The sequence below is a fragment of the Ottowia sp. VDI28 genome (genome assembly GCF_049532675.1).
Classification (GTDB): Bacteria; Pseudomonadota; Gammaproteobacteria; order Burkholderiales; family Burkholderiaceae_C; genus Ottowia.
This window is the reverse complement of record NZ_CP149820.1, coordinates 4,713,663-4,729,233: the sequence shown is the minus strand read 5'-3', so window position 1 is coordinate 4,729,233 and position 15,571 is coordinate 4,713,663. Positions and strand designations below refer to the sequence as shown.

Here is a 15,571-nt window from a genome sequence, read left to right as displayed (position 1 = left end):
GTTGAAAAAGATAGCGGGCCTTGCGAAAACCCCGAAATTTCGGATATACTGCAAGGCTTGCAACGCGGGAATAGCTCAGTTGGTAGAGCGCAACCTTGCCAAGGTTGAGGTCGCGAGTTCGAGCCTCGTTTCCCGCTCCAATTTATGATCTACAGACTTCCACTGACGTCTGTAAGTCATTGAAAAGAGGAGCTTCGGCTCCTTTTTTCATTCCAGCGAAAGCCACGGAAGTCCACTGACAGCCACCATTTTTGAGGCCAAAAACAAGGCCAAAGAATGCGGGTCGTGCCGGTTCCGGGTTGTTGCTGGGGTTGGATCGGGATGACAAGCAGCATCGGGCCTAAGTCCAAGACTTAGGAGCTTGATGATGACACTCTCTGATCTGACCGTGCGGCAAGCCAAGGCCGCCGAGAAAACCTACAGCATCCCCGACACCGATGGCCTCGGCCTGGTGGTCGCCCGCACCGGCGGCAAGTCGTGGCATTTGCGCTATTACTGGCTCGGCAAGCAAAAGCGCATCTCCCTGGGGAACTACCCCGAGATCGGTTTGCGCGAAGCGCGCACCTTGCGCGACGAAGCCCGGGCGCTTCTGGTAAAGGGCGTCAACCCCCATACCGATCGGAAACAGAAGCGACACGCGGTCAAGCTTGCGGCCGACTACACCTTCAAGGCCGTCTTCGATGCGTGGGTCGAGCATCGCCGCAAGGAAATCAAGGAGGGCAGGAACAGCACGCTGTCGCAGATCCTGCGGATCTTCAACAAGGACGTGCTGCCTAGCCTCAAGCAGATGTCGATCTACGACATTCGCCGGCCCCAACTCCTGGGCGTCCTGGCGAGGATCGAGGAGCGCAAGGCGTTCACCACTGCCGAGAAGGTCCGCACCTGGCTGGGGCAGTTGTTCCGCTATGCCCTCGTCATCGTGGAGGGGCTGGAAGCCAATCCGGCCTCCGACCTGGACGTGGTGGCCGAGCCCAAGCCCCCGGTGAACCACAACCCCTACCTGCATCTTCCGGAGCTTCCCGAGTTCCTGCACAAGCTCAGGCTCTACAACCCTCGTGGTTGGCAGACCCAACTCGGCATCCGGCTGCTGTTCCTGACCGGCGTGCGTACCGGCGAGCTGCGGCTGGCGACCCCGGACCAGTTCGATCTCGACCGTGGCCTGTGGATCATCCCGCCGCAGATCGTCAAGCAACTCCAGGACGAGATGCGCAAGGCCGGCAAGCGCCCGCAGGACGTTCCGCCCTACATCGTGCCGTTGTCCGTGCAGGCCATCGAGATCGTGCGCTACCTGTTGGGTGTGATGAGGCCGGCTCAGGTCCATCTGCTCACGCACCGCAGCGAACTCAAGAAGCGCATCAGCGAGAACACCCTCAACGCGGCCTTGAAACGAATGGGCTACAAGGATCAACTGACCGGTCACGGCATCCGCGGAACCATCTCGACGGCGCTCAACGAGATCGGCTATCCCAAGATTTGGGTGGACGCGCAGCTTTCGCACTCGGACCCGAACAAGGTGAGTTCGGCCTACAACCACGCCAAGTATGTTGAGCCGCGCCGCCGGATGATGCAGGACTGGGCGGATCGTCTCGATCTGCTCGAACAGGGCCAAGTGGAAGCGGCCAGCGCGCATCTGACGATGCGTATCGACGGGGTGCCGGCGATGGCGGAAACTGAGGACGTGGTGGACGCGGTCCCCATGGTGGCCGAGCCCGCTTCCCCTGGCGTCCCGCCGATGGTGGCCACGCCCATCGTCGTGACCCCGAACAGTGGCGAGATCACGTTCCAGCGGCTGTCGCAGGTGCCGCCACCGCCGACGCATGCTCCGGAGCCGGAAGTCTCCGCAATCCAGCGGGAGCGCGAGGAAATGCTGGCCATGTACGAGTCGCCGAACAATCTGCCGGTGCCGCTGTTCGGCAAGCTGGCCGGAAAGTCCAAGGACCAGATCAACCGGGAGCTGAAAGCCGGCAAGCTACTGTCCATCAGCCTGGGCAATCGGGGGCAGCGGGTTCCCGACTGGCAACTGGTGCCGCTCAAGCACAAGCTGGCTCAGGTGCTCATGAATCAATGTCCGCGGGCGGACTCGTGGGATCTGTATCGCATGCTCACCCGGCCACATCCGGACCTGGGTGATCGTGCCGCCATCGACATCGTGACGCCAAGCAATCTGGGCATGGTCGTCCGGGTCATCGCGGCCACCCACCAGCAGACAGGTGCGTCTGAGGCTGGCTTGCCGCCGAGGCTCATCCCCGAGGACGTCCAGCAGAGCGTTCGTCGGCTGGTGGACAGCGCTGCGATGCTTGAGACGGCGTAATCCGAGGTTCGACGGTACCGTGGCCAGCGGCACCATTCCTGTCGCTGACCACTGCATTTCGCCTTATTGCAACGATGTGCCCGAGCGCACCACGACGGCGTACAGATCGGCAATCGTCGCCAACGCGCCCTCATGCAGCACCTCGGCCGACACATTCACCACGCCCCTTCGGATGGGCCGCGTCGCGCATGCATCGGCCACCACGGTGGGCTGGTTGCCGCGTAGAAACGCACCCTCGGCGGTGAACGTCACGCACATGTGAGTCATTAATCCCATGACGATGACCTGTTTGTTACCGGCCGCCTCAACGCGCTCGCCCAAATCGGTGCCGACGAATGCATTGGGCGCCGTCTTGACGACCACGGGCTCGTTGGACAGCGGCGCGACGGCGGGATGAATCTGCCGATCTTGGCGGCGAGGTCGTAGGGCGAGCCCTCTCCACCATCGTGAACGACATGGATGCTGTTGGTGCCGGCGGCGCGCGCCCGGGTCAACAGTTCAGATGCCGAAGCCAGCGCCGGCTGCCAGCCGGCCAGTTCCATGACGCCGCGCGTGTAGGTGTTCTGGTAGTCCACGAGGATCAAGGTGGCACCGTCTAACGTGGCCGGTGTGGGGTCCAGTCCGTTGAGCTGGCGCAGCGTGGTCGAGGAGTTCATGGTTGTACTTCCTTGAATGGGAAATGGAGGATCCGGCCATCAGAAATGACCGCCTCGTCATGCTAGAAGCGCAGCGGAATGTCGGCAATGTCATCTAACATGTAGATTCAGACATTGCGGTGCGCGGGCACCCACGGAGCTTGCAGCATGGCAAACATCAAGCGCCTCATCGTCATGGTGCTGTTCGAGCACGTCTATCTGCTGGACGTGACCGGTCCGGCCGAGGTGTTCTCACTTCTTCAGCGCGAGATGGACGAGCCGACGGGCTACGAGGTGGTGTTGGCGGCTGCGACGCTTGCGCCCGTCATGACTTCGGCCGGTGTGCGTGTACTGCCCGATACGACATTCGCCGACCTCGCCCCCCGTAGGATCGACACCCTCGTGGTGCCGGGCGCGGTCGAGGTCGATGCGCAGCGACGCGTGCGCGCCGTCGTAGCGCCTTCGGTGGTGGTATCTGTGAGGGCGCTTGCAGGCCATACCCGACGCCTCGCGTCCGTGTGCGTGGGCGCGCATGTCCTGGCTGCGGCAGGCCTGCTCGAAGGCCGTCGTGTCACCACACATTGGTCCACCGCGCAACAACTCGCTGACGAGCACCCGGAGGTCAAGGTGGATGCCGACCCGATCTTCATCCGCGACCGTGATGTCTGGACCGGCGCCGGCCTGACCGCCTGTCTGGACCTGGCGTTGGCTTTGGTCGCCGATGACTTCGGCGAGCGGCTGGCGCTGCGCGTGGCGCGCCAACTGGTGATGTTCCTAAAGCGCCCGAGTGGGCAAAGCCAATTCAGTGCCTCGCTGGAACCGGCGTCCAAGACCCGGCGCATGGATGCGCTGCGCCACTACATCATGCGCTGCATCGGTAAGCCCATGAGCATCGCGGAACTGGCCGAACAGGCACATGTAAGCGATCGGCAACTGACCCGCATCTTCAAGACGGAATTGAACATGACGCCGGCCGCTTACATTGAATCGGTGCGCGTGGAGATGGCGCGCAATCGGTTGGAAACCACCGACGAACCGCTTGAACGGATTGCCACAACCTGCGGCTTCAATACCACTGACGCGCTCAACCGCGCATTCCGCAGGACCCTGGGCACCACGCCGGCCGAGTACCGCAGCCGGTTCAGGACAGTGTGCTGATCGCGCCCGCCTCGCCTGTCACTATCAGATCGTAACTGCAACCTGCAGCGCTCTGCGCTCGAACCGCTCGGTCGCCGGAGTGGCTTGTACGTAGGGCCGCTGGAGGTACGTCACGACCTCGTAGGGGCCGTCGGCGAGCGATCGCATACTGAGTCCCCATCCGTGAGCGCGCTCGATGCGCGATTGCGTAGAGATTCCCACGCCATAGCCTGCGGCGACCTTGAGCGCCAGCATCTCGAAGGAAGCCACGTACTGCGTGCTCTGCTGCCTCACCGCAGGAAGTGAAGACAACCGCTGATCCAGCAAAGGGCAACTCTCTGCCTGCCAGCGGAAGACAGGGTGATCCAGCAAATCGGCGATCGCGAGCTTGGCGTGATCCATCAAAGAGGATCGCAACGGCATAGCAACTGCCATGTGCTCGATCCACAAGGGTTGTGTATGGAGAGCCGAATCGGTCGCTCCTTGAAGCGACATCGCTGCGTCGTAATGGCCATCCTTCAGTCCCGCAAGAATCTCGTCACCTCTGACCTCAAGGAGCGCTATGGTGACCTCTGGCTCTTCGGCGCGTTGGAGCGCAAGCAGGTCCGAAAGCCTCGATGACGTTACGCCTGGCGCTATCGCAAGCCTGAGATGGGGAGGTTGGCTGATGACGGTGGGCATGTGAGCCTATAAAAGCGAAAAAGCAGATCAGGTTCAGCCAACATGAATTAATAGAGTGAAGTTTAACGTCTATAACTTTAACGTGGTTAATTTTTGCGGATTATTCGACGCTTCTGCTGATGCAGAAGCCCACTATTCAGCCAGGTCGTCCCGCTGGCACATCTACGTATGAGTCCGCTCCAGCAATGGCGTTTGGGCAGGCCGTACGCGCAGCGCGTGTCGCTCAAGCAATCGCTCAAGACGAGTTCGCAGCCCTGGCAGGCATTTCGCGCTCGCACATGGGCAAGATCGAGCGTGGCGAGCATGTACCCACGCTCCCCCTCATACTTAAAATTTCCATGGCGCTCAAGATCAGTGCGGCCGAATTGATCGCGGCAACGGAAAGCAATCTTCGCAATCCAACCGAGGCCTGAGATCGAGCGTTCCGAAGGGCAGCACCTTCCCTCAGTCACCCGAGTGTTCGCGCAGGCGCACGATAAATCGCTCCAGCGCCTCCGGCAAGTCGTCGCTATCGGGCCGAAGCAGATAGGTGGTGATCACCGCCGAATCAACGGCCAGGGGACGGACTACGACATCAGGACGCTGGCTGACTGCGATCCTGGCCGCGGTTGTGAAGCCGACACCATAGCCTGCGCCAACCAAGGTGAGCATCATGTCGAGCGAAGACACCTGCTCAGCGACGTTGGGTTCACGTTCCAGCGGCCGCAAGAGCCGGGCCAGTTCACGGCAGTAGCCTTCGCATACCTGTGGGTTGCACAGCACCAGAGGATGGCAGGCGAGTTCGTGCAGGGGAATCTTCTTGTGCGACAACAGCGGGTGCCTAGGAGGCATCGCGACCACCAATGGATCCTGCCAGATTGTTTCGGCCACGATGCCTTCGCCCACATCGGCAGCGTGCGCAAATCCGATGGTGAAGTCGCCTGATCGGAGTCCTCGCACTTGCTCGGCCAAGGGCACTTCGGACAGGCGAATCTCGATCTCCGGCTCTTCCTCGCGACAATGGGCCAGGAACGCCGACAGCCGAGGATCAATCGCGCCGTCGGATACGGCGATGCGCAGGCTCCCTTGTGAGCCCGCTGCTACCGCTTTGACGTTCTCCCGTGCTTGTTCCAATACGGTAAACAATCTGCGAACGTCCTGCAGAAAGGCGACGCCCGCGGAGGTCAGCAGAGTTCCACGTCGATTTCGATCGAAGAGCACCACTCCTAACTCATCCTCAAGTTCCTTGATGGCTCGGGACAGCGGGGGTTGCTCGATATGCAGGCGCTCCGCCGCTCGGGTGAAATGCAACTCTTCTGCTAGGGCTACAAAACAACGAAGGTGTCGCAATTCCATGGATCAGTGCCCCAAGATTGAATGCATGAATTGCTTAACCATTGTTCAGGTCACCCCTGACAGAGTGATGAGCAGATGATTATTTTCTTGTAAAGATCAATGCAATAGGAAGTCCTTGCCAGAGAGAAATGCTCCCGGCTTCTGCGCAGGCGGCTTGATCCCTCGCGTCCAGCAGGGCCTCGTCGTGAGGCCCTGCCGCGTTGCAACGTTAGCGTGGCTTACGCATCAGCAGGTAGGCAGCCGGAATCACGAACAGCGACAGCAACGGTGCGGTCACCATCCCGCCGAGCATCGGGGCTGCTATGCGGCTCATGACTTCAGAGCCCGTGCCGCTGCTCCAAACAATGGGTACCAGGCCCGCCAGGATGACCGCAACGGTCATCGCTTTTGGGCGCACGCGCAGCACCGCCCCTTCCCGGATCGCATCGAGCAGTTCTTCTCGCGTCGGTTCGCGTCCATCGGGGCAACGTTCCGCCAAGGCCTGCTTCAGATAGATGAGCATCACCACGCCGAACTCCGCCGCCACACCTGCCAGCGCGATGAATCCCACGCCGGTGGCGATGGACAGGTTGTAATTCAGCAGGTACAGGAACCAGATGCCCCCCGTGAGCGCGAAGGGCAAAGTCGCCATGATCAAGCCCGCTTCGTCCACACGCGCGAAGGTCAGGTACAACAGAACGAAGATGATCAACAGGGTGGCAGGCACCACAACCTTCAGGCGTGCATTGGCCCGCTCCATGTATTCGAACTGCCCGGAGTAGGTGATGCTCACACCCGGCTCCAGCTTGACCTGCTGCCCGATGGCATCGCGCAGTTCATTGGCCACCGAGGCTAGATCACGGCCGCGCACATCGACATAGACCCAACCGGAGGGCCGTGCGTTCTCGCTCTTGAGCATGGGCGGCCCATCGGTGATCGCGATGCGTGCCACGGTCCCCAACGTAATCTGCTGACCCATCGGCGTGAAGATGGGGAGTTCTGCCAGCCGTTGTGGTGAATCACGCCATTCTCGCGCGTAGCGCAGATTGATCGGAAAGCGGGCAAGCCCCTCGACCGTCTCCGAGACGTTTTCGCCACCCACCGCGCCGGCGATGACCGCCTGGATATCGGCGATGTTCAGGCCGTAGCGACCGGCGGCTACGCGATCGATCTGAACATCCACGTAGCGCCCGCCCGTCAAGCGCTCCGCGAGTGATGACGTCACGCCGGGAATGCCCTTGGCGACCTGCTCGACCTCTGCAGCGATGCGATCGATCACGCCCAGGTCGTTGCCAGACACCTTCACCCCGATCGGGCTCTTGATGCCGGTAGCCAGCATATCGATGCGATTGCGGATAGGGGGAATCCATATATTGGACAGGCCCGGGATCTTCACGGCACGATCCAGCTCTTCCACGAGCTTCTCGGGCGTCATGCCTGGACGCCATTGTTCCCTGGGCTTGAGCTTCACCGTGGTCTCGAACATCTCCAGGGGCGCCGGATCGGTCGCAGTTTCGGCCCGTCCTGCCTTGCCGAACACCTTGTCCACTTCAGGTACGGTCTTGATCATGCGGTTGCTCAGCTGCAGCAACTCCGTGGCGCGCTGCGCCGAGAGTCCCGGCAGGGCCGAGGGCATGTAGAGCAGGTCCCCTTCGTCCAACCTCGGCAGAAACTCACCGCCGAGCCGCGCCAAGGGCCAGGCCGTGGTCGCCAAGGCCAGCACGGCGATCAGCAGCGTCGCCTTGGGCCGGCGCAGTACCCACTCCAGTGCTGGCCGGTAGGCTGCAATCAGGATGCGGGTAATGGGGTTCTTCTGCTCATCTGGGATACGCCCGCGAATCCAGTAGCCCATGAGTACGGGAATCAGCGTCACCGACAGCCCTGCGGCCGCAGCCATCGCGTAGGTCTTGGTGAATGCCAGCGGGCCGAACAGCCGGCCTTCCTGCGCTTCGAGGGTGAAGACCGGGATGAACGAGAGCGTGATGATGAGCAGCGAGAAGAATAGCGCAGGACCGACTTCCTCCGCGGCCTGTGTGATCACGTCCCATCGTTCCTTGCCCTGCAGTCGTTGATCCGGGTGCGCGTGCTGCCATGCCTCCAGCTTCTTGTGGGCGTTCTCGATCATCACCACCGCTGCATCCACCATCGCCCCCACGGCGATGGCGATCCCCCCCAGCGACATGATGTTGGCGTTGATGCCCTGGTAGCGCATGACCAGGAACGCCGTCATCACGCCCAGCGGTAGCGAGATGATGGCCACCAGCGCAGAACGAAGATGCCAAAGGAACAGTGCGCAGACCAGCGCCACCACCAGAAACTCTTCGCCCAGCTTGGTCGTGAGATTGCGGATGGCCCGCTCGATCAGCGCGCTGCGGTCGTAGGTGGTGACGATCTCGACGCCCGGCGGCAGGCTGCCCTGCAGCTCCGCGAGCTTGGCCTTGACGGCAGCGATCGTCTCCTGGGCATTCTTGCCGGAGCGCAGCACCACCACGCCGCCGGCGACCTCGCCTTCTCCGTCGAGTTCTGCAATGCCACGCCGCATCTCCGGGCCTATCTGGAGCGTCGCCACATCCCCCAGCCGCACCGGCACACCGCCGCGTGCCGTCAAGGGGATCTCCCGGAACTCGTCCAGGGTCTTGAGGTAGCCGCTCGCGCGGACCATGTACTCCGCGCCCGACAATTCCAGGACGGAGCCGCCGGTCTCCTGGTTGGCCCCCATCAGGGCATCGCGGACTTGAGCCTGACTGAGGCCATAGGACGCCAACTTGATCGGGTCGAGCACGACCTGGTACTGCTTGACCATGCCCCCCACCGATGCCACCTCGGCCACGTTGGGCAGGCTCTTGAGTTCGAACTTCAGGAACCAGTCCTGCAACGCACGCAGTTGCGCCAGATCGTTCTTGCCCGTGCGATCCACGAGCGCGTACTGGAAGATCCAGCCGACGCCTGTGGCGTCCGGACCCAGGGCCGGCTTCGCCGTGGCGGGCAATCGGCCCTGGACCTGGTTCAGGTATTCCAGTACCCGTGAGCGGGCCCAGTACAGGTCGGTTCCGTCCTCGAACAAGACATAGACGAACGAGTCGCCAAAGAACGAGAAGCCGCGCACGGTCTTGGCCCCTGGCACCGACAGCATGGTGGTGGCCAACGGGTAGGTGACCTGGTTCTCGACGATCTGCGGCGCCTGTCCTGGGTAGTTGGTGCGAATGATGACCTGCACGTCTGACAAGTCCGGCAGCGCATCCACGGGCGTGCTGCGAACCCCCCACACGCCCCATGCCGTGAGCATGGCGGTGGCCAGCAGCACCAGGAAGCGATTGGCCACCGACCATCGAATCAGTTTGGCGATCATGGCTGCACCTTTTCGATGGCGGTGATCACGTAGTCCTCACCTTGCTTGGAGAAGGTGAATCGCACCTGCTGCCGCACTGAAAGACCCGCGGCGAGCTGCGGGCTGCTCAGCTTGAAGCCCATGGTCATGGCCGGCCATTGGAGGGCCGGCACGGCCTCGTGCGCCAGCGTCAGCTCGGTGGGCGACATCTCCTCGATCACGCCGCGCACCACGAAAGCGTTGGTGGCCGCGGCCGGTGGCGACGAGGTGCCGTGCCCGTTGTGCGGCGATGCAGGCGCGGACGCCGCGGCACCTGCAGGCAGCACGCCCCGCAGGCTGGCTTCCGAATCGATCAGGAACTGCGCCGAGGCCACCACCTGCTGTCCCGCCGCGAGCCCGCCGTTGACCACCAGTTGATCGCCTACCTCCGCGCCCACCTGGACCTCCACGGGATGGAATTTGCCGGGTCCATCGACCACATAGGCCAGTGCGCGCTTGCCGGTGCGGATGACCGCCTCGCTGGGAACAAGCAGCGCGGGCTGTTCGTTGCCTTTGAGCGCGATCTGGCCGGACATGCCGGCCTTCAGGCGCTGGCCGGGATTGGCCATTTCAAGCCGCACTCGCACCGTACGGGTTTCGCGGTTGGCTTCGGGCAGGATGCTCACGATGCGCGCCTGGAGCACTTCACCGGGAAACGCCGCCAGCCGGACCTGCGCCGTTTGGCCGACCTGCAATGGCCCGCTTTGTGCTTCAGGGACAGCTGCTTCGATCCACACCGTGGCCAAGCCATTCACCCGGGCCAGGCTTTCCCCGGCGGCAACCGTCATGCCCTGACGCACCATCAGTTCGGCCACCAAGCCGCCTTGAGGTGTTGTGACCGTGTACAGCCCCTTGGGCTCGCCTGTACGCTCCACCTGGGCGATCAGGGCTTGCGGCATGCCGAGCAGCAGCAGCCGTTGGCGGGCAGCAGCGGTCAAGGGTGCGTCGCCCATCGCGCGAACCGAGAGAAACTCGCGCTGTGCGGCGATCCACTCCGGCAGCAATAGGTCAGCCAGCGGTGCCCCTGCTGCGATCACGTCGCCCGCAGCCCGTGCGTAGACACGCTCGACGAAGCCAGCGGTCCGCGCCTGCACGATGCTGACGTCGCGGTCGTTGAGCAGCACGGTGCCCACGACGTTCACATCTGCGCCGATCTTGCCCTGCACGACTTCGGCTATACGCAGGCCCAGGGCTTGCACCGCTTGCGCCGACACGCTCAGGCCCGTGCTGTCCTGAGTGTCTTCATCTGCGTACTTCGGCATCAACTCCATGTCCATGTAGGGCGATTTGCCGGGCTTGTCGAACTTCTGGGTCGGCACCATCGGGTCGTACCAATACAGCACCTTGCGCTCGGTCGGAGCACTTGCAATGGTGGCAGCGGGGGAGCCGCTGAGGTGGCCGGCGCGCCATTGGGCGACGCTCCATCCAACGGCAATACCGGCAGCAATCAGCGTCAAGCCGGCAAGGATGTTTCTCGAAGAGGTGTTCATGGCGAGGGTCTCCACTCAGTCCGCGATCAGGCTGTTCAGTCGGGCGACGAGGCTGTCGCGCCGCGCTCCGAGGTCGATCAGACGCATGCGCGTCTCCAGCACCTGGGCGCGTGCACTGAGCACAGCGCTCAGGTCCCCCTTGGCGGATCGGTAGTTGCTCAACGCAAGCGCCGCTCGGTTCCGTACCAGTTGCAAGCCGGCGGTCTGCAGGCGGTCGATCTGGCTGTTCAACGCTTGGAGTTCGGCGGCACTGTCGTCCAGCTCCTGCAAATGACGCCGCGCCACGTCTTCGCGTTCGGCGTCCAGACGCTCCAACTCGTGCCGTTTTGCCTCGATCATGGGCACTTGGCGTCGATCCTTCTGCCATGGCAGATCGAATGTCACCTGGAATGACACCATGTCGCCCCATCGGCGATCCCGCCGGCTATAGGCAATCTCCCAGGCCCAATCGCCGCGGGTCTCTGATTGGGCTTCGCGGGACTCGGCCCGGGCAATGCTTTGCATCGCCGGATAGAGTTCAAGCTCCGCGTGATTCGCCAGTTCTGTGCGCAGTTGCGCGACGGGGCGAGTGAGCGGGCCTGGATCGCCTTGCAGTGCTTCGTCGGCCCTGGAGCCCACCCAGCGCCGCAATGCGGCCCTGGCCTTGGCCCGGTCCCGCTGTAGATCGTCACGGCGGTCCGTGAGTGTCAGCGCCTCCTGTTGCGCGACCAACAGGTCGCCAGCCTGGGCCGTGCCGCCGGCGACGCGAGCGGGGAGACTGTCTTGCAGGCGCTGGTTCTCCGCGAGCAGTTCCGTCAGCAGTATCTCCCGTTGCTCCACCGCCTGCGCGGCGATCCACGCCAGGCTGAGTTCCTGGCGGATCTGCAATCGCTGCAAAACCAGCGCCGCGCGCTCTCGATCCACACGCGCCTGCGCACTGGCGACCTGGGCGTCGCGCTTGGCCCTGTTGGGCACTTCCTGCATGAGCGCCAGGCGCTGCATCGTCATGGATTCGCGCGTCATGCTCCAGCGATCCATGCCGCTGATGGGGTAGTTTTCGATGCCGAGCGAGAGCTTGGGATCGGGCAGCGAGCCTGCTGCCTTCTGCACGGATTCGGCGACGTTGACCTGCAACTGCTGCGCGCTTATGCGTGGGCTCTGCTGCTCCGCGATAAGGCGTGCCTCAGCAAAATCGAGGGCGTAGGCTACAGGCGAGACAAGCGCACTGCCCGCCAACGCGATGCTGATAGCTTTCAGACGATGCAATCGCATCGAGGCCGGCGTTGTGCCTCGGCCGTACGCCGACGGGCGCCCCTCGGGGGCGCCAAAAAAGGGAGTAAACATGGTTGTCCTCGGAATTGGTGTTCACGAAATCACATGGCCTGCCGCGTGGTTGCGCAGCGAGCACGGATCGGCGTGTCAATTCCGCAGGACTTGGAGCGTGAGGTAGATCGGTGGAAAGCCCGCTCGATGGTCGGGCGGGACATAGGCGACGTGCTGCCCGGCTGCCGCGTGGGCTTCGATCACGGCCGGAAGCATGTACGCGAACCAGACCGCCTGGGCAGCGAGAGTCTGGACGTCCAAGCCTTGCAATGAAGGCACCGGCTTGCCATCGCCGCTGCAATGTGCGCGGCACAACTGCGGCGCCTCACCGTCCATGGTTCCCGGCATGGCGTGGCAGTCCGGCATACCGGACATGCTGGCGGCATCCTCCATGGCCATGCCTGCCATCTGCATTGATGCGACGTGCGTGTCCGAGTCCAGTTTGGGGCAGGCATACATCGCCAATGCGACCTGCGAAAAGAGCAAGGTCACGACGAGACCGCTGGCAATCCAGCGGCCCCATTGCGTGACGATGCGTCTAAAGCAGATCATGAGGATATGTTAGCCAGGTGATTGTGTTGTGGAATTGATGTCAATCAATCTAAAGACTTGATTTTCGAGTTGTTCGACTTGATAGCGGCTCCAAATCATCCTGGGCTACTTCACGCCGCGCAACCGAAGCGCATTGAAAATCACAGAAGCAGAACTCAGGCTCATCGCCAGCGCCGCGATCAATGGGGAGAGCAGCCAGCCCGTGAACGGATAGAACACGCCCGCCGCGATGGGTACCCCGATGCCGTTGTAGATAAAGGCGAACAGCAGGTTCTGCCGCATGTTGCGTACCGTGTCGATGGAAACCTCGCGGGACGAGGCGATGCCGCGCAGATCACCCTTCACGAGGGTGATCTGGCCGCTGTTCATTGCGACGTCGGTGCCCGTGCCCATGGCGACGCCCACATCGGACTTGGCCAGGGCCGGCGCATCGTTGATGCCGTCTCCCGCCATGGCGACCACGTGGCCTTCCTTTTGCAGTTTGTCCACCAGCGCCAGCTTGTCAGCGGGTTTGACCTCGCCGTGCACTTCATCGATGCCGAGCTTGGCCCCCACGGCCTTGGCTGTGGTAAGTCCATCTCCAGTCGCCATCACGATGCGCAGACCGCTGGCGTGAAGGGTTCGGATGGCATCGGGCGTGCTGGCCTTGATGGGGTCGGTCACGGCCAGGATGCCCGCGAACACGCCGTCCACGGCCAAGTGCATGATGCTGGCGCCTTCACCGCGCAACCGTTCTCCGTCGGCCCGCAGTGCAGAAACCGCCACTCCTTCCTGCTCCATCAGTGCCGTATTGCCCAATGCCAGGCGCCGTCCCTCCACCGTTCCGCGCACGCCGATGCCGCTGCCCGACTCGAAATCGGAGGGCTTGGCCAGTTGCAAGCCCTTGGCTCGCGCAGCGCTGACGATCGCGTCTGCCAGCGGGTGCTCGCTGCCCTGGTCCAGACTGGCTGCCAGCCTCAGCACGCCATCGGGCGTGAAGCCCGGAGCCGCAATGGCCGTGTCGAACGCGGGTTTGCCTTCCGTGAGCGTGCCGGTCTTGTCCACGATCAGGGTGTCCACCTCGCGCATCTTCTCGATCGCACCGGCATCGCGAAACAGCACGCCCTGCGTCGCGGCGCGGCCGGTGGCGACCATCACCGACATGGGCGTGGCCAGACCCAAAGCGCACGGGCACGCAATGATCAGCACGGCCACCGCGTTGATCAGCCCGAACACCCAGCTTGGCTCCGGCCCGAACAGACCCCAGACCAAGAACGTGGCGATGGCGACCAGTACGACCACCATGACGAACTTGCCCGCCACCACGTCGGCCATGCGTTGCATGGGGGCCTTGGAGCGCTGGGCGGATGCGACCATCTGGACGATCTGCGACAGCATGGTGGCGGCCCCGACTTTCTCGGATTGCATGATCAGCGCACCGTTGGTGTTGAGGGTGGCGCCGATCAGCTTGTCGCCAACCCGCTTGGTCACAGGTACGGGTTCACCGGTCAGCATGGACTCATCGACCGCGCTGCTGCCTTCGGTGACCGTGCCATCGACCGGAATCTTCTCGCCGGGACGCACGCGCAGCAGATCGCCGACGTGTACGTGGTTGAGAGGCACATCTTCTTCACTGCCGTCCGCATTGATGCGCCGGGCGGTCTTCGGCGCCAACCCCAGCAGGGACTTGATCGCGGCCGATGTTTGGGAGCGGGCTTTCAGCTCGATGATCTGGCCCAGCATGGTCAGCGAAATAATGACCACCGCGGCCTCGAAGTACACGGCGACGCGACCCATCGCCACGAACGATTCGGGAAACACACCCGGGGTCACCGTGGCAACAACGCTGTAGACGAATGCCGCGGCCGTTCCCAGGCCGATCAAGGTCCACATGTTCGGGCTGCGGTGGACGATCGACTGCCAGCCCCGCACGAAGAATGGCCATCCGGTCCAGAGCACGACGGGGAGCGACAGCAACAATTCGACCCAGGTCTGCGTTGCCATGCTGAACAAGCCAAGGCGATGGCCCCACATCGCAAGAACCGTGACGATCACAGTAAGCGGCAGCGTCCACCAGAAGCGCCGCTGAAAATCCTTCAACTCGCTGTTGTCCTCTTCATCCAGCGGAATGATCGGCTCCAGTGTCATGCCGCACTTGGGGCAATTGCCCGGATGGTCCTGCCGGACTTCCGGGTGCATCGGGCAGGTATAGGTGGTGCCGGCAGGCGCTTCCTGCGGTGCGGCGGCAGGCGCCACAGGAGCCGACTCACGAGCAACGTGAGCGTGGTGGTCGTGGTGGCGGTGGTCGCCATGCGCAACTTGCCCTTCAGGGACCAGGTGCATCTGGCACTTGGGGCAGCGCGCCGGATGGTCCTGCCGCACTTCCGGGTGCATCGGGCAGGTATAGGTGGTGCCGGCAGGCGCTTCCTGCGGTGCGGCGGCAGGCGCCACAGGAGCCGACTCACGAGCAACGTGAGCGTGGTGGTCGTGGTGGCGGTGGTCGCCATGCGCAACTTGCCCTTCAGGGACCAGGTGCATCTGGCACTTGGGGCAGCGCCCCGGATGGTTCTGCCGCACTTCCGGGTGCATCGGGCAGGTGTAGGTAACTGCGGAACCAGCCAATCCTGGTGTGCCATCGATGGCGGCGGCAGCATTGGTCGCTACTGGACGTTCGACCGAAGAAGCTGCGTCCCTTTTGCCGTGCGTATGCTTGTGCGTGTGGTCGTTCATACCCGTGCTTTCGTAAATTCTGGCTTGATTATTAGCCTTGCCATTGTGTGAAGGTCAAGCCAATATCCTGGCG

The 15,571-nt window shown here is 62.9% G+C and carries 11 protein-coding genes and 1 tRNA gene; 4 read left to right on the top strand and 8 right to left on the bottom strand.

Going from position 1 to position 15,571, the window contains the following annotated elements; all coding sequences use genetic code 11:
• Positions 1-64 precede the first annotated feature (64 nt).
• Together WJU18_RS22595 and WJU18_RS22590 are read left to right on the top strand one after the other, a co-directional pair.
• Positions 65-140, top strand: a tRNA-Gly gene (locus WJU18_RS22595).
• Between the two features lie 227 nt (positions 141-367).
• Positions 368-2,311, top strand: a complete 1,944-nt coding sequence (locus tag WJU18_RS22590; protein ID WP_423461073.1) for a tyrosine-type recombinase/integrase — start codon at positions 368-370, stop codon at positions 2,309-2,311.
• A 63-nt stretch (positions 2,312-2,374) separates the two neighbouring features.
• Here the strand turns inward: WJU18_RS22590 and WJU18_RS22585 are convergent, their stop codons facing one another.
• A complete protein-coding gene (locus WJU18_RS22585; protein WP_244889981.1) occupies positions 2,375-2,710 on the bottom strand; it encodes an isochorismatase family protein in 336 nt (111 codons plus the stop codon).
• Between the two features lie 404 nt (positions 2,711-3,114).
• Here WJU18_RS22585 and WJU18_RS22580 point away from each other — a divergent pair, with 404 nt between their 5' ends.
• Positions 3,115-4,104 (top strand): GlxA family transcriptional regulator, encoded by a 990-nt coding sequence (locus tag WJU18_RS22580; RefSeq protein ID WP_009516242.1) that lies wholly within the window; start codon positions 3,115-3,117, stop codon positions 4,102-4,104.
• A gap of 24 nt (positions 4,105-4,128) precedes the next feature.
• Here WJU18_RS22580 and WJU18_RS22575 read toward each other — a convergent pair whose 3' ends face one another.
• The gene (locus tag WJU18_RS22575) at positions 4,129-4,764 is read right to left on the bottom strand and encodes a LysR substrate-binding domain-containing protein (protein ID WP_035624309.1); all 636 of its coding nucleotides are present in this window, start codon (positions 4,762-4,764) and stop codon (positions 4,129-4,131) included.
• 119 nt (positions 4,765-4,883) lie between these two features.
• Here WJU18_RS22575 and WJU18_RS22570 point away from each other — a divergent pair, with 119 nt between their 5' ends.
• The gene (locus WJU18_RS22570; protein WP_035624306.1) at positions 4,884-5,177 is read left to right on the top strand and encodes a helix-turn-helix domain-containing protein; all 294 of its coding nucleotides are present in this window, start codon (positions 4,884-4,886) and stop codon (positions 5,175-5,177) included.
• A gap of 31 nt (positions 5,178-5,208) precedes the next feature.
• Here WJU18_RS22570 and WJU18_RS22565 read toward each other — a convergent pair whose 3' ends face one another.
• The 6 genes from WJU18_RS22565 to WJU18_RS22540 all read right to left on the bottom strand — a co-directional run bounded on the left by WJU18_RS22565 (position 5,209) and on the right by WJU18_RS22540 (position 15,498).
• Positions 5,209-6,099: a LysR family transcriptional regulator gene (locus tag WJU18_RS22565; RefSeq protein WP_196995157.1), complete on the bottom strand. Its 891-nt coding sequence runs from the start codon at positions 6,097-6,099 to the stop codon at positions 5,209-5,211.
• A gap of 208 nt (positions 6,100-6,307) precedes the next feature.
• Positions 6,308-9,427 carry an efflux RND transporter permease subunit gene (locus WJU18_RS22560; RefSeq protein WP_423455762.1) on the bottom strand — a complete coding sequence of 1,040 codons (3,120 nt, stop codon included), beginning with the start codon at positions 9,425-9,427 and terminating at the stop codon, positions 6,308-6,310.
• Positions 9,424-10,935, bottom strand: a complete 1,512-nt coding sequence (locus WJU18_RS22555) for an efflux RND transporter periplasmic adaptor subunit (RefSeq protein ID WP_423455760.1) — start codon at positions 10,933-10,935, stop codon at positions 9,424-9,426. The genes WJU18_RS22560 and WJU18_RS22555 overlap by 4 nt, the downstream gene beginning before the upstream one ends.
• Before the next feature lie 15 nt (positions 10,936-10,950).
• Entirely contained in the window at positions 10,951-12,258 is a 1,308-nt protein-coding gene (locus WJU18_RS22550; protein WP_423455758.1) for a TolC family protein, read from the bottom strand.
• 75 nt (positions 12,259-12,333) lie between these two features.
• The gene (locus WJU18_RS22545) at positions 12,334-12,789 is read right to left on the bottom strand and encodes a hypothetical protein (protein ID WP_423455756.1); all 456 of its coding nucleotides are present in this window, start codon (positions 12,787-12,789) and stop codon (positions 12,334-12,336) included.
• 105 nt (positions 12,790-12,894) lie between these two features.
• Positions 12,895-15,498, bottom strand: a complete 2,604-nt coding sequence (locus WJU18_RS22540; RefSeq protein ID WP_423455754.1) for a copper-transporting P-type ATPase — start codon at positions 15,496-15,498, stop codon at positions 12,895-12,897.
• Positions 15,499-15,571 lie beyond the last annotated feature (73 nt).